Source organism: Xanthobacter sp., assembly GCF_041911315.1.
In the GTDB taxonomy this organism is placed as follows: domain Bacteria; phylum Pseudomonadota; class Alphaproteobacteria; order Rhizobiales; family Xanthobacteraceae; genus Xanthobacter; species Xanthobacter aminoxidans.
This window is the reverse complement of the sequence record NZ_JAYRPE010000052.1, coordinates 1-22,239: the sequence shown is the minus strand read 5'-3', so window position 1 is coordinate 22,239 and position 22,239 is coordinate 1. Positions and strand designations below refer to the sequence as shown.

The 22,239-nt window shown below is 68.7% G+C and carries 19 protein-coding genes; 10 read left to right on the top strand and 9 right to left on the bottom strand.

The annotated features are described in order from the left end of the window. Positions 1-253: 253 nt before the first annotated feature. The gene (locus ACE3QW_RS14970; RefSeq protein ID WP_051678922.1) at positions 254-1,249 is read left to right on the top strand and encodes a LysR substrate-binding domain-containing protein; all 996 of its coding nucleotides are present in this window, start codon (positions 254-256) and stop codon (positions 1,247-1,249) included. A 63-nt stretch (positions 1,250-1,312) separates the two neighbouring features. On the opposite strand, the gene ACE3QW_RS14965 is transcribed toward ACE3QW_RS14970, so the two are convergent. The 7 genes from ACE3QW_RS14965 to ACE3QW_RS14935 all read right to left on the bottom strand — a co-directional run bounded on the left by ACE3QW_RS14965 (position 1,313) and on the right by ACE3QW_RS14935 (position 9,655). Beyond that, positions 1,313-2,020: an SDR family oxidoreductase gene (locus ACE3QW_RS14965; RefSeq protein ID WP_374252206.1), complete on the bottom strand. Its 708-nt coding sequence runs from the start codon at positions 2,018-2,020 to the stop codon at positions 1,313-1,315. 14 nt (positions 2,021-2,034) lie between these two features. Further along, positions 2,035-2,985, bottom strand: a complete 951-nt coding sequence (locus ACE3QW_RS14960) for an NAD(P)-dependent oxidoreductase (RefSeq protein ID WP_029556507.1) — start codon at positions 2,983-2,985, stop codon at positions 2,035-2,037. Continuing rightward, positions 2,982-3,419, bottom strand: coding sequence for a cupin domain-containing protein (locus ACE3QW_RS14955; RefSeq protein WP_374252204.1), 438 nt, complete (start codon positions 3,417-3,419; stop codon positions 2,982-2,984). Before ACE3QW_RS14955 ends, ACE3QW_RS14960 begins: the two co-directional genes overlap by 4 nt. Positions 3,420-3,469: 50 nt before the next feature. Continuing rightward, the gene (locus ACE3QW_RS14950) at positions 3,470-5,998 is read right to left on the bottom strand and encodes an ATP-binding cassette domain-containing protein (RefSeq protein WP_374252201.1); all 2,529 of its coding nucleotides are present in this window, start codon (positions 5,996-5,998) and stop codon (positions 3,470-3,472) included. Continuing rightward, positions 5,995-6,861: a branched-chain amino acid ABC transporter permease gene (locus ACE3QW_RS14945; protein WP_029556510.1), complete on the bottom strand. Its 867-nt coding sequence runs from the start codon at positions 6,859-6,861 to the stop codon at positions 5,995-5,997. The genes ACE3QW_RS14950 and ACE3QW_RS14945 overlap by 4 nt, the downstream gene beginning before the upstream one ends. A gap of 41 nt (positions 6,862-6,902) precedes the next feature. Further along, positions 6,903-8,150 (bottom strand): ABC transporter substrate-binding protein, encoded by a 1,248-nt coding sequence (locus ACE3QW_RS14940; protein WP_374252199.1) that lies wholly within the window; start codon positions 8,148-8,150, stop codon positions 6,903-6,905. A gap of 77 nt (positions 8,151-8,227) precedes the next feature. Beyond that, complete coding sequence (locus tag ACE3QW_RS14935; protein ID WP_029556512.1) at positions 8,228-9,655, bottom strand: aldehyde dehydrogenase family protein; 1,428 nt, start codon at positions 9,653-9,655, stop codon at positions 8,228-8,230. Between the two features lie 302 nt (positions 9,656-9,957). Between ACE3QW_RS14935 and ACE3QW_RS14930 the strand changes: the two genes are divergently transcribed. From ACE3QW_RS14930 to lldD, 3 genes are all read left to right on the top strand, one after another. Continuing rightward, positions 9,958-10,881: a cation diffusion facilitator family transporter gene (locus tag ACE3QW_RS14930; protein WP_374252197.1), complete on the top strand. Its 924-nt coding sequence runs from the start codon at positions 9,958-9,960 to the stop codon at positions 10,879-10,881. Positions 10,882-11,015: 134 nt separating this feature from the next. Further along, positions 11,016-11,804 carry an FCD domain-containing protein gene (locus ACE3QW_RS14925; RefSeq protein WP_374252195.1) on the top strand — a complete coding sequence of 263 codons (789 nt, stop codon included), beginning with the start codon at positions 11,016-11,018 and terminating at the stop codon, positions 11,802-11,804. After that, positions 11,801-12,976, top strand: coding sequence for an FMN-dependent L-lactate dehydrogenase LldD (gene lldD / locus ACE3QW_RS14920; RefSeq protein WP_374252193.1), 1,176 nt, complete (start codon positions 11,801-11,803; stop codon positions 12,974-12,976). The genes ACE3QW_RS14925 and lldD overlap by 4 nt, the downstream gene beginning before the upstream one ends. Before the next feature lie 36 nt (positions 12,977-13,012). On the opposite strand, the gene ACE3QW_RS14915 is transcribed toward lldD, so the two are convergent. After that, the gene (locus ACE3QW_RS14915) at positions 13,013-13,642 is read right to left on the bottom strand and encodes a hypothetical protein (protein WP_374252191.1); all 630 of its coding nucleotides are present in this window, start codon (positions 13,640-13,642) and stop codon (positions 13,013-13,015) included. 91 nt (positions 13,643-13,733) lie between these two features. After that, a complete protein-coding gene (locus tag ACE3QW_RS14910; RefSeq protein WP_051678924.1) occupies positions 13,734-14,417 on the bottom strand; it encodes a TetR/AcrR family transcriptional regulator in 684 nt (227 codons plus the stop codon). A 144-nt stretch (positions 14,418-14,561) separates the two neighbouring features. Between ACE3QW_RS14910 and ACE3QW_RS14905 the strand changes: the two genes are divergently transcribed. The 6 genes from ACE3QW_RS14905 to ACE3QW_RS14880 all read left to right on the top strand — a co-directional run bounded on the left by ACE3QW_RS14905 (position 14,562) and on the right by ACE3QW_RS14880 (position 22,067). After that, positions 14,562-15,824, top strand: coding sequence for an HlyD family secretion protein (locus ACE3QW_RS14905; protein WP_374252188.1), 1,263 nt, complete (start codon positions 14,562-14,564; stop codon positions 15,822-15,824). A 21-nt stretch (positions 15,825-15,845) separates the two neighbouring features. Next, positions 15,846-17,453 carry a DHA2 family efflux MFS transporter permease subunit gene (locus ACE3QW_RS14900; RefSeq protein WP_374252186.1) on the top strand — a complete coding sequence of 536 codons (1,608 nt, stop codon included), beginning with the start codon at positions 15,846-15,848 and terminating at the stop codon, positions 17,451-17,453. A 265-nt stretch (positions 17,454-17,718) separates the two neighbouring features. Then, on the top strand, positions 17,719-18,363 hold the full coding sequence (gene paoA / locus ACE3QW_RS14895) for an aldehyde dehydrogenase iron-sulfur subunit PaoA (RefSeq protein WP_374252184.1): 645 nt from the start codon (positions 17,719-17,721) through the stop codon (positions 18,361-18,363). Beyond that, positions 18,360-19,310: an FAD binding domain-containing protein gene (locus ACE3QW_RS14890; protein ID WP_374252182.1), complete on the top strand. Its 951-nt coding sequence runs from the start codon at positions 18,360-18,362 to the stop codon at positions 19,308-19,310. Before paoA ends, ACE3QW_RS14890 begins: the two co-directional genes overlap by 4 nt. Before the next feature lie 3 nt (positions 19,311-19,313). Further along, entirely contained in the window at positions 19,314-21,527 is a 2,214-nt protein-coding gene (gene paoC / locus ACE3QW_RS14885) for an aldehyde oxidoreductase molybdenum-binding subunit PaoC (RefSeq protein ID WP_374252180.1), read from the top strand. Between the two features lie 96 nt (positions 21,528-21,623). Further along, a complete protein-coding gene (locus tag ACE3QW_RS14880; protein WP_374252178.1) occupies positions 21,624-22,067 on the top strand; it encodes an SRPBCC family protein in 444 nt (147 codons plus the stop codon). Positions 22,068-22,239 lie beyond the last annotated feature (172 nt).

Here is a 22,239-nt window from a genome sequence, read left to right as displayed (position 1 = left end):
CGGGTTCACTTCATAATGCGATATATGAACTCGCAATATGAAATGATGGTGGGTGTTGGGGCTCGCTCGCCCCTCCGGAAGCGGCCCAGAAGAAGCTATTCGCCGGTCCTGCGGTATCGAGAGGCGGAATGTCAAAGCTCTTGCGACATTGCCGAATAGGCGCTTCATTGCGGGCGCCGTCTCTCCAGGGCATCCGCTCGTGCCAGCCGGAGGGGCGGCCAGAATAAGAACGGGTGGAGGAGGGAACGCGCGCATGGATACGCGACAGCTCAAGTATTTCGTCGCGATCGTGGAGTGCGGGGGCTTCGCCAAGGCCTCGCGCCAGCTTCTCATCGCCCAGCCGGCCCTGAGCCAGCAGATCGCGCGGCTGGAGCAGGAGGTGGGGGCACCCCTGCTGGTGCGCTCCGCCAAGGGCGTGAGCCCCACCAGCAACGGCCACACCCTGTTCCGCCACGCCAAGTTCATCCTGCGCCAGCTGGACCATGCCCTGGCGCTCGCCCGCCAGAACACGGCGGAGACCACCGGCCGGGTCAGCGTCGGCCTCGCGCCCACCACCTTGTGCCAAGTGGGCATGCCGCTGATCGAGCGGATGCAGGAGCGGTTTCCGGGCGTCTGCGTGAACATCGTGGAGGGGCTGAGCGGCCACATCCAGCACATGGCCATCAGCGGTCAGCTGGACCTCGCCATCCTGTTCGGTCCCGCCGCCGTGCCGGACTGGAGCCGCACGGCGCTGCTGACCGAGGAATTGTTCGTCATCCTGCCCTGCAACAGCCCGCTTTTCCCGCGCCTGCGCGACACCATCACGCTGGAGGAGATCGTCGACCTGCCCCTGATCCTGCCCAGCCAGGGACATGGTTTGAGACGGCGCATCGAGATCGAGTACGAGCGGCTCAACATCAAGCTGATGCCCCTCGCCGAAATCGACTCCCTGCCGCTCCTGATGTCGTGCCTGTCCCAGGGCATGGGCGCCACCATCAAGCCCATGGCGGCGGTGCATGTGCACGGGTCCGCGCAGAGCAAGAACTGGCGCTGCCTGCGCATCAGCAACGCGTCCATCACCCGGCCCAACTACCTGTTCTCCCAGCCCGCCGACAAGATGTCCGACGCGACCGCGCTGGTACGGGCGGAACTGATCCAGCTGGTCCGCGAGCTGGTCGAGCGCGGCCGGTGGCAGGGGGTCGAGCTGTCCGATCCGGAAGAGCCCGAGCGGGCCACGCCGGAGCCGCCACGCATCGCCGCTCACGCCTGAGGCGGAAGCGGGCTGGCGCGGGACGGCGCTGGACAGTGGGGCGGGCGCGGGCATGGCGGCAGCTCAGACCAGGCCGCCGTTGGGCTGGACGATCTGGCCGTCCATCCAGCTCGCCTTCGACGACACGAGGAAGCCGACCACCTCGGCGATCTCATCCGCATGGCCGACCCGATTGAACAGGCTCAGGGCGGCGGAGCGCTTCACCGCTTCATCATTCTTGCCGGAGCGGAAGAGGTCGGTATCGACCGGCCCCGGCGCCACCGCATTCACCCGCACGCGGCGCGGGGCCAGCTCGATGGCGAGCGAGCGGACCAGCGCCTCCACCGCCGCCTTGGAGGCGATGTAGGGGCCGGCTCCCGGCAGCGGCCGGCGCACCAGCGAGGTGGAGAGCGCGACGATGGCCCCCTCGTCCTCCACATGGCGCGCCGCCTCGCGCAGCGCATTGAAGGCGCCGGTGAGGTTCACGCTCAGGAGCCGGGCGAAATCCGCGCTCGGGAAATCGGCGAGCGGGGCGGGCGGCACGTTGATGCCGGCATTCACCACCACGGCGCGCGGCGCAGTCCCGAAATCGGCCTTCGCCGCCGCGAACAGGGCCGCGACGGAGGCTTCGTCCGTCACGTCCGCCGCATAGGCGCGCACGTGCTCTTGCTCGGGCGGGGCACCGGCCGAGACATAGGTGCTGGCGACGGCGTATCCGTCGGCGAGGAGGCGGTTGACGCAGGACAGGCCGATCCCGCGGGTTCCGCCGATGACGATGGCCAGGGGCCTCATGGTGCGCATTCCTTTCAGAGGCCGGCTGCGGCCCGGCTGATGGCGATCATCTCGGCGATGCCGCGCGCGATGTCGTATTGGGGCGCGTAGCCGAGCTCGGCGCGGGCGCGGGAGATGTCGAGCGCACCCTTGCGCGCGGTCAGGATGCGGCCGCCGTGGAGATAGGGGCCGGGGTCCACCGTGATGCGCGCGCCGGGGACGGCGGCATTCACCAGCCCCGCCACGTCGGCGAGGGTGGGCGCGGCGCCGGTGGCGATGTTGTAGGCGTCGAAGCGGTGTTCCGCCTTCTCCAGCGCCAGCACCACGCCGGCCACGGTGTCGGAGATGTAGACCTGATCCACGGCCAGATCGCCGCCGGCCGGAATGCGCAGCGCCTCGCCCTTCAGCGCGGCGTCGATATAGGTCTTGGGCATGCGCGGGCGCGGCAGATGCGGGCCGTAGACCCAGCAGGTGCGCACATTGATGCATTCGAGGCCGTGGTCGCGCCCGTAGGCGCGCCCATAGTGCTCCACCGCCAGCTTGGTGAGCCCGTAGATGCTGGTGGGCTTCTGCGGGTGGTCCTCGTCGATCATCGGCGCTGTGAAGTCGCCGTAGGTTTCCTCGGTGCTGACGTGCACCATCCGCTTCACGCCGGAGAGGCGCATGGCCTCGAACACGTTGACCGCGCCTTCCACATTGACCCGCATGGCCTTCAGCGGCAGGTCGGCGCACTGCACGACGCCCACGATAGCCGCGCAGTGCACGACCGCGTCGGGGGCATGGGCGCGGAACAGGCCCACCACCTGCGGCCATTCGCCGAGATCCGCGGTGGCGCAGGTCAGGCGCGGGTCGGAGGCGGCGAGCGCCTCCAGCGCCGGGGGGATCACCACGTCGGTGGCGATCACCGCGTGGCCGCGCGCCAGGAGGGCGCGGACGATGGCGCTGCCGAGCCAGCCGCCGCCGCCGGTGACGAGAATGCGGCTCATGCGCCGGCTCCGCCCTTTGCCGCCGGATCTTCGTCGGTGGGCGGGCTGGTGATGACGAGGAACACCAGCGTGTCGGTGCCGGTGCAGTGGAATTCGTGGACCACCCCGGGCGGGATGTAGGTGACGTCGTTGGACCGCACGAGGCGGCGCTCGCCATCCACCACCAGCACGCCCTCGCCGGAGAGCACGTGATAGATCTGCTCCTGCACCTTGTGGACATGGCTCTCCACGAACGCGCCCGGCTCGTAGCAGGAGATGCGGTGGTCGAAGAAGCGGCTGCCCACGAGGTCCGGCGTGACGATGGCCTTGGAGAGCGCCTGTCCGTGATGGCCGGGATACTGGATCCACAGCAGTTCGCCGAGATTGCGCGTCACCGCCTCGGGCTTGCTGGTGGCGTCGGCGTGGGCATGGGGGTCGGCAACGACAAGGGTCATTTTCGTCTTCTCCGTGGCAGGCCTGCGCCCGCCGCTGTTTGTGAAAGAGATCAGGCGGCCGCGATGCCGAGCAGGCGGTCCTGCAAGGCGATGTCGTGGGCGAGGGTCTGCGCCGCGCCGGCGAAGGCGACCTGGCCGTTGACCAGCACGTAGGCGCGGTCGGCCATGGCCAGCACCTCCTCCGCGTGGTGCTCGACGATGACGAGACTGGCCCGCGTGGTGAGCTTCAGCACCGCCTCCTTCACCTCCTGCACCACGGCCGGGGCGAGGCCCTCGTAGGGCTCGTCGAGCAGGATGAGGCGGCTCGGCACCATCAGGGCGCGGGCGATGGCCACCATCTGCCGCTCGCCGCCGGAGAGGTTCTCCGCCTTGTTGCGCATGAGGATGCGCAGCTTGGGGAAGAGATCGCAGACCTCGTCCAGTCCGGCACCACCCGCGCGGGCGGCCAGCGCCAGGTTTTCCTGCACCGTGAGGTTGGGGAACAGCCGCCGGCCCTCGGGCACGATGGAAATGCCCATGCGGTTGATGCGGTCCGCCCGCAGCGCCGTGATGTCCTCGCCGGCGAAGGTGACGCGCCCTTCGTGGGCGTGGATGGCGCCCATCATGGTGCGCAGCGCCGTGGTCTTGCCGACGCCGTTGCGGCCGAGCAGCGCCACCACCTCGGATTCCCGCACCTCCAGGTCCAGGCCTTCCAGCACCGTGCCGCCGCCGTAGCCGGCGCAGACGTCCTTGAAGGAGAGGAGCACCGGCTTCGCGGCGGCGGGAGCCTCCGCGCGAACCTGCGGGCGCACGCTCTCGCGTTCGGTGCCGGCGTCGCCCTTGGCCTTGCCCATGTAGGCGGAGATGACCTCGGGATTGCGGGCCACGACCTGCGGCTTGCCATCGGCGATGAGCCGTCCCTGGTGCAGCACGGTGATGCGATCCGACAGGGACAGCACGCGATCGATGTCGTGCTCGATGAGCATCACGGTGTGGCTCTTGGACAGCCGCACGATGAGGTCGCTCACCACCTTTCGGTCGGTCTCGGCGAGGCCCGCCAGCGGCTCGTCGAGCAGCAGCACCGAGGCGTTGCCGGCGAGGGTGATGGCGATCTCCAGAAGGCGGTTCTCGCCGTGGGAGAGTTCGGAGGACAGGTCCGCCGCCCGGTCGGCGAGGCCCACGGCGGCGAGGGCGGACCACACCTTCATGTTGGTCTCGTCATCGCGGTAGGCGTCGCGCCACCAGCCGTGCCAGAAGCCGCGGGAGCGGGCGACGGCGATCCGCACGTTCTCGAACACGGTGAGATGCGGGAACACGCTGAGGATCTGGAACGAGCGGGCGATGCCGCGCTGGGCGCGCTGATGCGGCTTCAGCGTCGTGATGTCCGCGCCTTCGAACAGGATGCGGCCGTCATCCGGACGGATGAGCCCGGTGAGGATGTTGAAGAAGGTGGTCTTTCCCGCGCCGTTGGGGCCGATGATGCTGTGCAGCTGGTTGGCGTGGACATCGAGGGAGATGTCGGCCTGCGTCACGATGGAGCCGAACTTCTTGCTCAGCCCGCGCACCGAGAGCACCGGCTCGCTCGACGCCGCACCCCTGCCGGCCAGCGCCGACACATAGGGACGGATGACGGCGGGACGCGGGGGAATGCCCTTGCGGGTCAGTGCCCAGCTTTCGCGCCGGCGCAAGCGCTGGACGATGCCGGCCATGCCTTCCGGCGACAGAAGCGCGAACACGATGATGATGGGCGCGAAGATCAGCCACCAGTTTTCGGTGATGACGCTGAGCTCGTTCTCCAGGATGAGGAAGGTGATGGCGCCCCAGATCGGGCCGAGGAAGTGATGCACGCCGCCGAGCGCCGCCATCAGCACCGGGTCGCCGGCCCGCTGCCAGCTCATGTTGTCGGCATAGGCGCCCTGGAGCATCATGGCGAGGAGACCGCCGGCCGCGCCCACCGCCATGCCGCTGATGCAGAAGCCGATCCAGCGGATGACGAAGGTGTTGTAGCCGAGCATGGTGGTGCGCTGCTCGTTGTCGCGTACGGCCTGCATCAGCCGCCCGAACGGCGTGTGCGCGAGCTGCCACAGCACGGCGAGGCCGAGCACCACCACCACCAGCGTGAACCAGTGGAAGGCAACGGCATCCGGGAACAGCGGCCGTGGCACGTTCTGGATGCCGTTCTCGCCGCCGGTCATCTCGGTCCACTTGAAGGCGATCTCGAACGCCACCTGCGAGCAGGCGAGGGTGATGAGCGAGAAATAGAGCCCCTTGCGCCGCAGGATGATCGCCCCCAGCACCGCGGACAGCAGCAGCGAGAACAGGATGGCCCAAGCGAGCGCCAGTATCTCGTTGCCGAGGACGCGCCCGAGGGTAAGCGCCACCGCGTAGCTCGCGCAGCCGAAGAACAGGGAGGCGCCGAACGGCACCAGCCCGAGATACCCGATCAGCACATTCACGCCCACGGCGTAGAGCGCATAGATGGCGATCTGGGTGACGTGATTGATGGCGGCGCCGGTGAGGACGGCGAGGCCGGTGAGGGCGACGAGCGTCACGCCGGCAATCGCCACCGGCGAAGTGAGTGCACGCAGGAGCGGTTTCATTCGAAACGCTCCCAGCGGGTGCCGAGCAGGCCGCGCGGACGCAGCAGGAGCACGAGAAGCATCAGGGCATACATCGAGGCGGTGGAGGCCTGGGGCCAGAACTGGATGGTGAGGGACATGACGACCCCCACCGCGAGGCCCGCCACCAGCGCTCCGGCGAAGGAGCCGAGACCGCCGATGGCGACGATGACGAATGCGGGCATGATGGCGTTGGCGGCCATGGAGGGAGACACCGTCCACAGCGGGCCGGCGAGCACTCCGGCGAGAGCGGCGAGACCGCAGCCGAGGCCGAACACGCCGGTGAGCACGAGCGGCAGGTTGATGCCGAGCATGTCCACCATTTCAGGATCGCGGCTGCCGGCCTTCAGGATGCGGCCGTAGGGCGTGAAGTTCATGAAAGCCCACAACGCCACGAGCGCGAGGATGGTGAAGCCGAGGACAGCTACGCGGTACTGCGTCATGAAGATGGGGCCGAGCTCGACGAAGCCGCTCAGGAACTCCGGCGGCGCAAGCGGCTTGCCGTCGGCGCCCCAGACGAAGCGGATGATCGCCTCGATCAGGAGCGCCAGGGCGAAGGTGATGACAAGGCTGACCAGCGGGTCCTTGCCGTAGAGACGCCGGATCACCACGATTTCGACCACGATGCCGATGGCCGCCACCAGCAGGGGCGCGAACACCACCGCAGGCCAGCCGAACCGCATCTTCAGCTCGTAGGCGAAATAGGCTCCCAGCGCGAAGAACGCGCCGTGGGCGAAGTTCACGATGCCGAGCATGCCGAAGGTGATGGACAGGCCGACGGCGATCAGGACGTAGATGAATCCCAATACAAGTCCGTTCGCGGCCTGCGACAGGATGATCTCCATGACGCGTTCCCGTTCTGGTCAGCTTGTTGTTCGGTCAGGGCCTAGGACGGGTCCATGGTGCAGCCGATCTCGGCCTTCGTACCGAAGGCCTTCTCGGTCGTGTCCGCGGTGTCGGAGGTCCAGCGCACCACGTCCATGTAGTCCCACTTGTCGGTGATCTTGTCCTTCAGCCGCACCACCACGGCGGGGCGCACCAGCTGGTGGTCGAAGGCCCGGAAGCCGTAGGGGACGACGCCGTCCTTCGCCTGCCAGGTCTCGAGCGCCGCCACGACCGCCTGCGGGCTCGTGGACTTCGCCTTGTCGATGGATTCCAGCAGGGCGCGCATGGCGACCCAGCCCGACCAGGCCTTGTCGGAGGGCGGCTGGCCGTACTTCTCGATATACGCCTTGGTGAAGGCCTTCTCGCGCTCGCTGTTCTTGGGGTCGTTGTAATACCAGGGCTTCACATGGGTGCCGGTGGCGGCGGTGGCGCCGATATCCCAGAAGTCGGTGTCGCTGACCGCCACCTCGTAGATCGGGATGCGCCCCTTCATGCCCAGTTCGTTCCACTGTTTCATGAAGTTGGACAGGTCGAGGCCGACCAGCGCACCCACCACCACGTCCGGCTTCGCCTGCCGGATCTTCAGGATGTAGGAGCTGTAGTCCGCGGTATTGACCGGTACCTCGTCGTTGCCGACCTCGGTGGCGCCGGCTTCCTGGAGCACGGAGCGGGCCGAGCGCAGCACGTCCTGGCCGAAGGCGTAGGACGGTGTCATGAAGTAGATCTTCTTGCCCTTCAGGTCGCCGAACACGCTTTTCAGCTGCACCAGCGCCGGCGCCTGGGTGCGGAACGTATAGCGGTTGCAGTTGGCGCCGGTGATCTCGCGCGCGGCGGCGCCCGCGGCGATGAGCGGCACCTTCTCGCGCTGGGCGACGCTCATCATGGCCAGAACCGCGGCGCTGGAATTGCCGCCCACGACACCGGCGACCTTATATTCGTCGGCCATGCGCTGCATGTTCTGCTGGGAGATCTGCGGGCTCGCCTCGTCGAGCCAGACGGTCTCCACCGGCCGGCCGAGGACCTTGCCCCCCTCCAGCGCCACGGCGAGCTCCGCGCCCCGGGCCATGTGCAGGCCGATGGCCGCGCTCGGCCCCTGCTTGGGCGTGATGATGCCGATCTTCACCGGTCCGTCATCCGCGCGTGCACTGCCGGCGGCGGCCAGCATGAGCAGCCCTCCGCCGACCGCGAGCGCACGACGGCGCGTCACCGCAAGAGACGATTTCCAACCGTTCAAAGGCGTCTTCTTCATGTCGTCCTCCCTTCACCGCATAACGGTGTTCGTTTTTCTTTGTTTTCTGTTCCCGGCCCTGAGTTGTGTCTGCGGGCTCACACGGTCCAGCTGACGAGGCGCTCCTCGGTCATCTCGCGCACCGCATGGCGCGGTCCCTCCCGACCGAAGCCGCTGTCCTTCGAGCCGCCATAGGGCATGAGGTCCACCCGCGAGCTGGATGTCTCGTTGATGAAGACGTTGCCCACCCTGAGCGCGAAGGCCGCCTTCACCGCGTCGTCGATGCGGTTGGTGAACAGGCCCGCGGCGAGGCCGTAGGGGGTGGAATTGATGCGGGCGATGGCGTCGTCCAGGGATCTGACGGGCACCAGCGACATCACCGGGCCAAACACCTCCCGGCACCCGAGGGGCGTGGATGCGGAAACCCCTTCGAGCAGGGTGGGGGGCACCACCGCGCCTCGGCGGGGGCCGCCCACGAGCCGGCGCGCGCCCGCGGCTTCCGCCTCGGCAATCCAGCGTTCGATGCGCTCGGCGGACTCGAGGCTGATGACGGGGCCCATGCCGGTCTTCGGATCGCGCGGATCGCCATAGGCGATGGCTTCGACGAGCGGCCGCAGGCGTTCTCCCACCTCCGCAAGGCGCGCCTGATGCACCATGAGAAGCTGGATGGAGGTGCACACCTGTCCCGCCTTGCGATAGGCGGCGGCGACAACCTTCGGCAACGCGGCATCGAGGTCCGCGTCATCGCCGATATAGGTGCAGGCGATGGAGCCAAGCTCCATCTGCGTCCGCCGCAGGCCGGCATAGCCCTGAATGATGCCGCCGACCTCGGTGCTGCCGGTGAAGGCGAAGAAATTGACCAGCGGCTCTTCGGCGATCCAGCGCACGACTTCGCCCCCGCCGTGCAGCACCGCGATCAGGTCCGGGGGCAGGCCCGCGGCGATCAGCGCTTCCGCCAGGAAATTGGAGGGCGAGGGGGTGTGCAGCGACGGCTTGATGATGATGGCGTTGCCGCCTGCGAGCGCCGGGCCCACCTTGTGCGCCACCGTGTTCAGCGGCGCATTGAACGGCGTGATGGCGCAGGCGATGCCCACCGGCACGCGGATGGTGAGACCGAAGCGGTTCTTCTGGCCGGGCGCGCCGCCAAAAGGCACCACATCCCCCGTGAGAAGGCGCGCCTCGATGGCGGAGAGCTTCAGCGTGTCGACGGTGCGGTTGATTTCTCCGAGAGCGTCGGAGCGGGTAAACCCCGCCTCCCGCTGGAGCATGTCGACGAGGTGCTCCGCGCGCGCCGCGACCTCGCCGGCCGCCCGCTCCAGAATCTGGCCGCGCTCATAGGGGGAGAGCCTGTCGGCAAGATGGGCGCGGTGCATGCGCACCACCGTCTCGCGCACCTGTGCCCGCGAGGGGATGTGGACCACGCCGCAGGGCTTGGTGCTGAACTTGTCGAGGATCGGAACATGGTCCGCCCCGTCGGTCAGCTGTCCGCAGATCAGAAGCTTGGCATCGTTCGGGAATGTGAGCATCGCTTTTGCATGTTTGGCGAGCCGCCCCGAGGCTGGGTTGGCGCAAAGTCGATGGTCACTCTAGGAAGGCCGGATATGGAGGAATAATACCGTTTTCCAATCCGCATATAACGAAAAGCGATGCCCTGCCGGCGCGCCCCGAGCGGGATGAGGGAGACACGGGTGGTGTGGCCGTCCTGACCCGCCGCGGTCGTTGCCGAGGCCCGTCCCGCACGCGGCTTCCCGCCTCAACGCGGCGGTTTCAAGCCGGGGCCGGCGCGGGATAGTCTGTGTCCCGAACCGGGGCGTGGGGAGGGGCGGGGATGACGGAGCAGGGGGTGCTGCGCATATCCATTGGCGTCACCCTGCTGCTGGCGCTGCTGGGCATCGTGTTCGGCCTGCTGTCGGGCTCCTATGCCATCGTGTTCGATGGCGTCTACGCGCTCACCGACGCCAGCATGACGGTGCTCGCCCTCGTGGTGGCGCGGCTGATCGCGACCTCCACCGCGCCGGGAGCGCCGGCCAAGGGGTTCATCGCCCATTTCACCATGGGATTCTGGCATCTGGAGCCCATGGTGCTGGGCCTCAACGGCATCCTGCTCATGAGCGCGTCGGTCTATGCGCTCATCAATGCCGTGGGCAGCCTCATGTCCGGCGGCCGGGCGCTCGATTTCGACCAGGCCATCCTCTACGCGGTCATCACGGTCTGCGTGGCGCTCTCAATGGCCCTGTTCGTGCGGCGGGCGAACAAGACGATCCGCTCCGATTTCCTCGCCCTCGATGCCAAGGCGTGGATGATGTCGGCCGGGCTCACCTTCGCGCTGCTGGTGGCCTTCCTCATCGGCCTCGCGGTGGAGGGCACGCCGCGCGCGTGGATCTCGCCTTATATCGATCCGGTGGCGCTGGCGGTGGTCTGCCTCGTCATCATCCCCCTGCCGTTCGCCACGGTGAAGCAGGCGCTGGCGGACATCCTGCTCGTCACCCCGCCGGCGCTGAAGGAGCATGTGGATCAGGTGGCCGCCGCCGTCGTGGCGCGCTACGGCTTCCTGTCCTTCCGCTCCTATGTCGCGCGGGTGGGGCGGGGGCGGCAGATCGAGCTTTATTTCATCGTGCCCCACGGCTGGCCGGCCATGCGGCTGGAGGACTGGGACGTGATCCGCGACGAGATCGGCGCCGCCATCGGCAGCGACACGCCCGATCGCTGGCTGACCATCGCCTTCACCACGGACCCGGAATGGGCGGACTGAGCCTGCCGCGGCGCGTAAATTGGTCAGGCCAATTTTCCACTTGCGGCCTGACCAATCTCAAGTCATAGAGTTTTCCCGCGCCACACGACGATATTGGACTGACCAATATCCCGATGCTGCGCGGGAGCCGCCCTTTGGCCGACCTGACCGACACCATCGAAGCCCTCATCGCCGAACGCGGCCTCGAGCCCGGCGCGCGCCTGCCGGCCGAGCGGGCGCTGGCGGCGGAGCTGAACGTGTCGCGGCCCAAGCTGCGCGAGGCCATCCGCCATTTGTCGAGCCGGGGCCGGCTGGTGAGCCGCAGGGGCGGGGGCACCTATGTGGCCGCGCCCGCGGAGGCACCGCTGGCCCGGGCGCCGTTCTCCGACGCGGCGCTTTCCGATGCTCTTGGCCCGCTGGCGGCCGAGGCGGCGGGGGAGCCGGGCTACTGGCATGACGTGATGGAAATCCGCAAGTCGCTGGACGCGGACATGGCCTTTCACGCCGCGCTGCGCGCCGGCCCGCAGGACAAGGCGAACCTTCAGGCGGCGCTGGAAAATGTCCTCTCCGCCGCCGCCACCGATGCGCAGACGCAGGCCAAGGCCGATTCCGCCTTCCACATGGCGGTGGCGGAAGCCTCCCACAATGCGGTGATGCGGCAGGTGATGGCGGGTCTGTTCGATCTCCTGCGCCACTCCATCTCCCGCAGCCTCGAAAAGCTCTACCTCATCCCGAGCACCGCGCAGGCGTTGGACGACCAGCACCGCGCCATCGCCGCCGCCATCATCGCGGGGCGGCCCGAAGAGGCGCGCACGGCCGCGCTGCTGCATCTCGAATTCGTCGAGGAAACCCTGCGGGAGATCGAGGACGACGCGGCGCGCCGCCGTCGCTCCTCCCGCGTCGCCCAACGCCAGAACCAGCAAGAGAAAGAACTGACGCCGTGATCATCTCCTCCGCCTCGGACTATCGCGAAGCCGCCCGCCGGCGCCTGCCGCCCTTCCTGTTCCACTACATCGACGGCGGCGCCTATGCGGAAGTGACGCTGGGCCGCAACGTCTCCGACCTCACCCAGCTCGCCCTGCGCCAGCGGGTGCTGAAGAGCGTGGGCGAGGTGGACCTGTCCACGACGCTGCTCGGCGAAAAGCTCGCCATGCCCATGGCGCTGGCCCCGGTCGGCCTGTGCGGGATGTTCGCCCGCCGCGGCGAGGTGCAGGCGGCGAAGGCGGCGCTCGACAAGGGCATCCAGTTCACCCTCTCCACCGTCTCGGTGTGCCCCATCGAGGAGGTGCGCGCCAAGGTGGAGAAGCCCTTCTGGTTCCAGCTCTATGTGCTGAAGGACCGGGGCTTCATGAAGAACGCGCTGGAGCGCGCCTGGGCGGCGGGCATCCGCACGCTGGTCTTCACCGTGGACATGCCGGTGCCCGGCGCGCGCTATCGCGACGCCCATTCCGGCATGTCCGGTCCCAATGCCGCCGTGCGCCGCATGGTGCAGGCCGCGCTGCATCCCTTCTGGGCCTATGACGTGGGCCTGATGGGCACGCCGCACGATCTCGGCAACGTCTCGGCCTATCGCGGCAACAAGACCACGCTGGAGGATTATGTCGGTTGGCTCGGCGCCAATTTCGACCCCTCCATCGGCTGGCGCGATCTGGAATGGATCCGCGAGTTCTGGAAGGGGCCGATGGTCATCAAGGGCATCCTCGATCCCGAGGACGCGGAGGACGCGGTGCGCTTCGGCGCCGACGGCATCGTGGTGTCGAACCATGGCGGCCGGCAGCTCGACGGCGTGCTCTCCTCGGCCCGCGCGCTGCCGCCCATCGCCGACAAGGTGAAGGGCAGCCTCGCCATCCTCGCCGATTCCGGCATCCGCTCCGGCCTCGACGTGGTGCGCATGGTGGCGCAGGGGGCCGACGGCGTGCTGCTGGGCCGCGCCTTCGTCTATGCGCTGGCCACCGACGGACAGAAGGGCGTGGAGAATCTCATCGATCTCTTCGCCAAGGAGATGCGGGTCGCCATGACACTCACCGGCGCGCGCAACCTCTCGGAAATCTCCAGCGAGAGCCTCGTGCGCGAGGTGGAACGGCCGCTGAAGGCCATCTCCGCCGCGGCGGAGTGAGCGGGCGGGGGGCGGTTTCGCACCTCGCGGTGCCGCTCATTCCCGCGCCGCCATCCGCGGCGCATAGCCGGCCCGCAGTACCGCCACCGTGGGCCGGGGCGTGAGCACGGTCACGACCGTGCCGGGTGCGATTGAAACAGGCGCGCCGTAGCCGGCGTGGCTCCAGCGGTGGAGCGCGCCGGCCTCCACGAGGAAGGCCTCGCCCGGCCGGTCATCCAGCGCCACGAAGGTGCCGGCGGGCAGATCGCGCAGGGCGGCGACGTGCGTCACCTGACGGCCGCGCGCGATGCGGGCCGAGTGCAGGGCCGCGTCCATGTCGCCAGCATGCAGGGGAGCATCATCGGGAATGGCAAAGGCCCGGCGCCACGCCTGCTTGAACGCCTGATAATCCGCGTGCCGGCATTCGCCGCAGGGCCGATGACCGGCGGCCAGCGCCACCGCCTCGTCCATGAAGAAGAGCGGCGTGTAGCGGAGCGGATCATCAAGATCGAGCCGCCGGCCCCGGAAGGATGTGACGCAGCACACCCAGCCGCGCGCGTGCCAGATCTTCTGCGTGCCGTCCCGCCGGCGCAGATTGCCCCGGTTGCCCATCAACAGGCCGCGCGCGGGCACCGCCTCGAACAGGCCGAGGGGCGTCACCCGGTTCTGCCGGTGCATCGCGGACAATCGGTTCTCCCGCGCAGGGGAATGCGCTGGCCAAGGGATACGGCCGGAAGCCGGTCAGGCCCACCCGAAAGGCCCGGCGAATGCGAGGGCGTCAGCCGGCGGGCTTGTCCTTCGGCCCGTAGGCGGCGAGGAACACCCGGACGGCGCGGCCGACGGTGCGCTCGATGTCCGCCGGCGTCGGCCCCTCGGACAGGCCGAACATGAGCGCCTTCACCTGATTGCCCTGGCACAGGTTGAAGAACTCGAAGGCGGCGGCCTGGCAGTCGTCCACGTCGAGCCGGCCCAGCTCCACCTGCCGCTGGAGCAGTTCCCCGAGACGCCGCCCGCCATAGCAGGGGCCGGTCTCGAAGAAGGTCTGGCCGATGGCCGGAAACTTCTCCGCCACGCCGAACACCATGCGCACGAGGCGGATGTGGTTCGGCCGGATCATCATGCTCATGAAGGACACGCCGATGCGCTTCAGCAGGCTCTCCACGTCCGCGTCCGCCTCGTCGAACTCGAAGAGACGTTCGGCGGACTGGCGGCGGTCCGCCTCCACCAGCGCGCGGAACAGGTCCGCCTTGCTCTGGAAATAGACGTAGATGGTGGCCTTGGAGACCGAGGCCGCGCGGGCGATCTCGTCCATGCTCGCGCCATCGAAGCCCTTGTGGAAGAAGACGCGGCGGGCACCGTCGATGATGTCGAGGCGCTTCTTCGCCTCCATGTCCTGCTCGGCGGGAGAGGGGGCGTTTCCGTCCGTGGCGCGCGCCTTGGCGTGTTCGAGTGCCTCGTTCATGTCCGCCCTCCTTCGGCGGGTTCCTGCATGGGACCGTTCCAACATTTTGTCAAAGTAATTGACTAAACCGTTCAGTTCAATATGATGGCTCCAGGTTTTGACTAAACCGTTCAGTCAGGCCCCAGCTGGCCGGGAGAGATCAAGGTGGCTCAGATCATCAGGAATGAAGCGGCGGCGCCCGCTTTTGCACCCGAACCGCAGCCGGATGCGCAGGCCGAACCCCCCTCGGCCGGCGTGACCGTGCTCAAGGCGCGGCGGGAGGAGACCCATCCCGCCGCGCCTGCGGTGGAAGTGGAGGCTTCGGCCGACGCCAAGGCCCCCTCGAAGCCGCGCTCGCGCAAGCCGCTCATCTTCGGTTCGGTGCTGGCGGTGCTGGTCGCGGCCGGCGGCTGGTACGGGATGCACTGGTGGCAGGTGGGCCGCTTCCACGTGTCGACGGACGACGCCTATGTGGCGGCCGACACGTCTGTCATCGCGGCCAAGGTCGGCGGCTACGTGAAGAGCGTCGACGTGGAGGCCAACCAGTGGGTCAAGGCCGGCGACGTGATCGCCCGCATCGATGACGGCGACTATCGCCTCGCCCTCCAGGCGGCGCAGAACAAGATCGCCACCCAGCAAGCGACCCTCCTGCGGTTCGACCAGCAGGAGACGGCGGCCCGCGCCACCGTCGACCAGATGAAGGCGCAGCTCGCCTCGGCCGAGGCCGACCAGAAGCGCGCGCAGGCGGAATTCGACCGGCAGGACAAGCTCGCCCGCTCCGATTTTGCCAGCCGCTCCACCGTCGATAATGCCCGCGCCGACAAGGACAAGACCGCCGCCAGCGTGGAGGCCGCCAAGGCCGCCATCGCCTCCGCCGAGGCGCAGGTGGTGGTGCTCGCCGCCCAGCGCACCGAGGCGTCCCATGTGCTCGACGAGCTGAAGACCGCCCGCGACCAGGCGCAGCGCGACCTCGACTTCACCGTGGTGCGCGCGCCCATCGACGGCGTGGTGGGCAACCGCGCGGCGCAGGTGGGCCAATTGGTGCAGACCGGCACGCGCCTCGTGGCCGTGGTGCCGCTGGAGGGCGTCTATGTGGACGCCAACTTCAAGGAGACCCAGCTCGGCCGCCTGAAGCCCGGCCAGAGCGTGGATGTCTATGTGGATGCCTATCCGGACCATGAGTTCGCCGGCAAGGTGGTGAGCGTGTCGCCGGCCTCGGGCTCGGTGTTCAGCCTGCTGCCGCCGGAGAACGCCACCGGCAATTTCACGAAGATCGTGCAGCGCATTCCCGTGCGCATCGCCATCGATCCCAGGGTGCTCGCCAAGCGCGAGCTGCGCCCCGGCATGTCGGTGACGGCGACGGTGGACACCAAGTCCACCCCCGCCACCTCCACGGCCGCCGCGCCCACCCCTTCGCCCGCGTCCTGAGCCCGGACAGGAGTCGCGGCCATGGCCGACACCCTGACACTGAAGCCATCCGCGGCCGGCGCGCCTCCTGCCGCGCCTCCTGCGGCCCCCGCCGCGCATGTGGACGGGCGGCGCATGTTCGCCTTCCTGTGCATGGTGTTCGGCATGTTCATGGCGATCCTGGACATCCAGATCGTCTCCGCCTCGCTGGCCGAGATCCAGGCCGGCCTTGCCGCGTCGTCGGACGAAATCTCCTGGGTGCAGACCAGCTACCTCATCGCCGAGGTGGTGATGATCCCGCTGTCGGGATTCCTGTCGCGGGCGCTGTCCACGCGCTGGCTGTTCGCGGCCTCGGCGGCGGGCTTCACGCTCATGAGCTTCATGTGCGCGACCGCCTCCTCCATCAACGAGATGATCGTCTACCGCGCGCTGCAGGGCTTCCTCGGCGGCGGCATGATCCCCACCGTCTTCGCCGCCGCCTACACGGTGTTTCCGCGCGAGAAGCAGCCCATCGTGGCGCCCATGATCGGCCTCGTGGCGACGCTGGCACCCACCATCGGCCCGACGGTGGGCGGCTATCTCACGGACCTGTTCTCCTGGCACTGGCTGTTCCTCATCAACGTCATCCCCGGCATGTTCGTGGTGCTGGCGGCGGTGACGCTGATCGATTTCGACGAGCCGGATTTCGCGCTGCTCGACAAGTTCGACTGGTGGGGCCTGCTGTTCATGGCGGGCTTCCTCGGCAGCCTCGAATTCGTGCTGGAGGAGGGGCCGACCAACGACTGGTTCGAGGACCAGACCATCGTCGCCTTCGCCATCGTGTGCGCCGTGTCGTCCCTCGCCTTCTTCGCCCGCGTCTTCTCCACCGACCATCCGGTGGTGGATCTGCGCGCGTTCGAGAACCGCAATTTCACCATCGGCTCGGCCTTCAGCTTCATCATGGGCATCGGGCTCTACGGGCTCACCTATCTCTATCCCGTCTTCCTCGGCCGGGTGCGCGGCTACTCGGCGCTCATGATCGGCGAGACCATGTTCGTCACCGGCATCGCCATGTTCCTCACCGCGCCCATTGCCGGGCGGCTGATGACCAAGATCGACCCGCGCCTCATGATGGGCGCCGGTTTCGCCGCCTTCGGGGTGGGCACGTGGTGGGTGACGTACATCACCAAGGACTGGGACTTCTGGGAGCTGCTCATCCCGCAGATCCTGCGTGGCGTCGGGCTGATGATCGCGATGATCCCCATCAACAACATCTCGCTCGGCACCATGCCGCCGGCGCAGATGAAGAACGCGTCGGGCCTGTTCAACCTCATGCGCAATCTCGGCGGAGCGGTGGGGCTCGCGCTCATCAACACGGTGCTGAACAACCGCTGGGACCTGCACCTCGCCCGCCTCCACGAGCATGTGGACTGGGCAAGCTCCACGGCGGTGGAGCGGCTCGACACCATCACCGCCGGCCTCGCCCGGCTTGGCTCGGATGCCTCGGCGGCGGCGCTGAAGCAGATGGCGGCCATGGTGCGCCAGCAGGCGCTGGTGATGGCCTTCTCGGATGTCTTCTACCTGCTCACCTTCCTGTTCGTCGCGCTGGTGATCGCCGCGCCTCTGATGAAGCGACCCAAACCCGGCGCCGGAGGCGGCGGGGGCCACTGAGAAGGTTCCGGCGCCAGAGGCGACGGGAGTCACTACCTTCATGCCCGGACGAGGCCCGGCCCGCGCACCCGCCACGGCCTGACGGTTCCGTGATCCCGCAGTGCGGAACCGCGCGTTCGCGCCGGCGTTGGACGCCGGTTCGGCAGGCGTCGTCTGGCCGGCCGGCCCGATCCATGCGCATCCTGACGGCAACGGCCGCGCTCGCGCCGCTCCGCATCCGATTCCATCAGCCACAGGCACCCGTCCGAAGGAGGATCAGGCACCCATGGCGCGCTCCCATGATCTCGATATCAACCGGCGTGAGGTGATCCTCGCCGGGGCCGCCACCGCGGTCGCCTCCTCCCTTCCCGGCGGCGCCGAGGCCCAGCCGGCCGCCCTGCCGGGGGCATCCGGCCCCAGCCACGCGACGGTCTCCCTGACGGTCAACGGCGTCATTCGCGAGGTGGAGGTGGACACCCGCACCACGCTGCTCGACCTGCTGCGCGAAAACTTCCACCTCACCGGCACCAAGAAGGGCTGCGACCACGGCCAGTGCGGCGCCTGCACGGTCATCGTGGACGGGCGGCGGATCAATTCCTGCCTGTCGCTTGCGCTCATGCACGAGGGCCAGAGCGTCACCACCATCGAAGGGCTGGGCACGCCCGATCAGCTCCACCCCATGCAGGCGACCTTCGTGGAACATGACGGCTACCAGTGCGGCTATTGCACGCCGGGGCAGATCTGCTCCGCGGTGGCGGTGCTCGCCGAGGTGAAGGCCGACATTCCAAGCCACGTCACCGATGACCTCACCGCGCCCATCGCCCTCACCGAGGCGGAAATCCGCGAACGCATGAGCGGCAACATCTGCCGCTGCGGCGCCTATTCCAACATCGTGGAGGCCATCGTTGAGGTGGCGGGGAGGCGCGCATGAAGCCCTTCACCTACGAGCGCGCCCTGACGCCGGCCGCTGCGGCGGGAGCGGCGGCCGCGACCCCCGGCGCCCGCTTCATCGCCGGCGGCACCAATCTGCTCGATCTCATGAAGCTGCAGATCGAGACGCCGGCCCATCTCATCGACGTGAACGGTCTCGGCCTCGACCGCATCGAGGCGACGGACGACGGCGGCCTGCGCATCGGCGCGCTGGTGCGCAACACGGATCTGGCCGCCGACGCGCGGGTGCGGCGGGATTATCCGGTGCTCTCCCGCGCCCTGCTGGCGGGCGCTTCCGCCCAGTTGCGCAACAAGGCGACCACGGCCGGAAACCTGCTCCAGCGCACGCGCTGCCCCTATTTCTACGACCCCGCGCAGGCCTGCAACAAACGCGCGCCCGGCAGCGGCTGCGCGGCGCTCGGCGGCTATTCGCGCCAGCTCGCCATCATCGGCGGGAGCGAGGCCTGCATCGCCACCCATCCCAGCGACATGGCGGTGGCCATGCGCGCCCTCGACGCAGTGGTGGAGACGGTCGGGGCCACCGGCGCCACCCGGCGGATCGCCATGGCGGACTTCCATCGCCTGCCCGGCGACACCCCGCACATCGAGACCGCGCTGGAGCCCGGCGAATTGATCACCGCCGTCACCTTGCCGAAGCCGGTGGGCGGACGGCAGGTCTATCGCAAGGTGCGGGACCGCGCCTCCTACGCCTTCGCCCTCGTCTCCGTCGCGGCGGTGATCCAGGAGGACGGCACCGGGCGCATCGCGCTCGGCGGCGTGGCGCACAGGCCGTGGCGGGTGGAAGAGGCGGAAGCCGATCTGCCGCGCGGCGCCAAGGCCGTGGCCGAGCGCCTGCTCGCCGGCGCGAAGCCCACCCCCGACAATGCGTTCAAGCTGACGCTCGTGGAGCGCACCCTCGGTGCCGTGCTCGCGGACGGGAGGAATTGAGCCATGAAGTTCGACACCCCCGCCGCCGACAATCCCATCGACCAGCTGAAGATCATCGGCCAACCCGTTTCCCGCATCGACGGGCCGTTGAAGACCACCGGCACCGCGCCCTATGCCTATGAGCGGCACGATGTGGCCCCCAATGCCGCCCATGGCTTCGTGGTGGGCGCGACCATCGCCAGGGGCCGCATCACCGCGCTCGACACGTCGGCCGCGGAGGCGGCGCCCGGCGTCGTCGCCGTGGTCACGGCCGCCAATGCGGGGCCGCTGAAGAAGGGCAACAACAATACGGCGCTGCTCCTCGCCGGCCCGGAAGTGGAGCACTATCACCAGGCGGTGGCGCTGGTGGTGGCCGACACGTTCGAGCAGGCCCGCGCGGCCGCCGCGCTGGTGAAGGTGGACTATGCCCCCGCCGAGGGCGCCTTCGACCTCGCCAAGGCCATGGAAGGCGCCGTTAGACCTGAGAAAGGCGACGGCATGGGCGGGGCGGCCGATACGGCCGTGGGCGATTTCCACGGCGCCTTCGCCGCCGCCCCGGTGCGCCTCGACGCCACCTATTCCACCCCCGACCAGACCCACGCCATGATGGAGCCATACGCCTCCACCGCCGCCTGGGACGGCGACCGACTGACGGTGTGGACCTCCAACCAGATGATCGAGTGGGGCCGCAGCGACCTCGCGCGCATGCTCGGCCTGCCCAAGGACAGGGTGCGCCTGATCTCGCCCTATATCGGCGGCGGCTTCGGCGGCAAACTCTTCATCCGGGCCGATGCGCTGCTCGCCGCGCTGGGGGCGCGGGCGGCGGGGCGGCCGGTGAAGGTGGCTCTGCATCGTCCGCTGATCGTCAACAATACCACCCACCGCCCCGCCACCATCCAGCGCATCCGCATCGGCGCCGGGCGGGACGGGCGCATCACCGCCATCGGCCACAAGAGCTGGTCCGGTGACCTGCCCGGCGGCGGGCTGGAGACGGCGGTGAACCAGACGCGCCTGCTCTATGCCGGCGCCCATCGCCTCACCGCCATGCGGCTCGCCACCCTCCATCTGCCCGAGGGCAACGCCATGCGCGCCCCCGGCGAGGCGCCCGGCCTGATGGCGCTGGAAATCGCCATGGACGAGATGGCGGAGAAGCTCGGGATCGACCCGGTGGAGTTCCGCGTCCTCAACGACACCGAGCGCGACCCCGAAAATCCGGACCGCCCCTTCTCCCAGCGCCAGCTGGTCGCCTGTCTTCGGCTTGGCGCGGAGCGGTTCGGCTGGAGCCGGCGCAATCCGAAGCCCGGTCAGGTGCGCGAGGGCGACTGGCTGGTGGGCATGGGCATGGCGGTGGGATTCCGCAACAACCTGCTCATGAAGTCCGGCGCGCGGGTGCGGCTCGACAGCGAGGGCCAGGTGACGGTGGAAACCGCCATGACCGACATCGGCACCGGCAGCTACACCATCCTCGCCCAGACAGCGGCGGAGATGATGGGCGTGGGGCTCGACAAGGTGCGCGTGGTGCTGGGCGATTCCGCGCTGCCCGCCTCCTGCGGCTCGGGCGGGCAATGGGGCGCCAACAACGCCACCTCCGGCGTCTACGCCGCCTGCATGAAGCTGCGCGAAGAGGTGGCCCGCAGCCTCGGCTTCAATTCCAAGGAAGCCGTGTTCGCCGATGGCGAGGTGCGCGCCGGCAACCGCGCCGTGCCGCTGGCGCAGGCGGCGGGCGCGGACGGGCTGACGGCGGAGGACACCATCGAATATGGCGACCTCGCCAAGCGCTACCAGCAATCCACCTTCGCTGGCCATTTCGTGGAAATGGCGGTGGATGCCGCCACCGGCGAGGCGCGGGTGCGCCGCATGCTGGCGGTGTGCGCCGCCGGGCGCATCCTCAACCCCAAGACCGCCCGCAGCCAGGTGATCGGCGCCATGACGATGGGTGTCGGTGCCGCGCTGTTCGAGGAACTGGCGGTGGACACGCGCCACGGCTTCTTCGTCAATCACGACCTCGCCGGCTATGAGGTGCCGGTGCATGCGGACATCCCGCACCAGGAGGTGATTTTCCTCGACGAGACCGATCCCACATCCTCGCCCATGAAGGCGAAGGGCGTGGGCGAGCTGGGCCTGTGCGGGGTGGGCGCGGCGGTGGCCAATGCGCTCTACAACGCCACCGGGGTGCGGGTGCGGGACTATCCCATCACCCTCGACAAATACATCCACCGCCTGCCCGAGGTGGGGTGAGCGGGAAAACGGCGCGCGGGTGTCGGGTGCGGCGCGCGCCGTTCGTCCTTTTGGGGTGACGGGCGGCGCCGCCGCCTCTGACAGGGAGAAAGAGACATGCCCGGCACCGTTCGCCTGCATCGCATCCTCACCACCAGCCCGGAGAAGGTCTATCGCGCCTTCATCGAGGCCGATGCCCTCGCCAAGTGGCTGCCGCCGAACGGCTTCACCTGCACGGTGCATCATCTCGACGCCGTGGTGGGCGGCACCTTCCGCATGTCGTTCCGCAACTTCACCACCGGCCACAGCGATGCCTTCGGCGGGGAGTTTCACGAGTTGGTCCCCGGCGAACGCGTGCGTTACACCGACCGCTTCGACACGCCCGCCCTGCCAGGCGATATCGACGTGACCATCGTGCTGAAGAAGGTCGCCATGGGCACCGAGGTGGAGATCACCCAGTCCGGTATTCCCGACGTCATTCCCGTCGAGGCCTGTTATCTCGGCTGGCAGGACTCCCTGCGCAATCTGGCGCGGCTGGTGGAGCCGGAGATCAACCAGTAGCGCGGAGGTCCCCGGTCTCCGACCGGTGCCGCATGGCGGGACGCTCAAACGCCGCGCGGGGGGCTTTCCCGTGCCTTCGCTCAGGCGCCGCGCGGGCTTTCCCGTTGCCTTCGCTCAGGCGCCGCGCGGGCTTTCCCGTTGCCTTCGCTCAGGCGCCGCGCGGGCTTTCCCG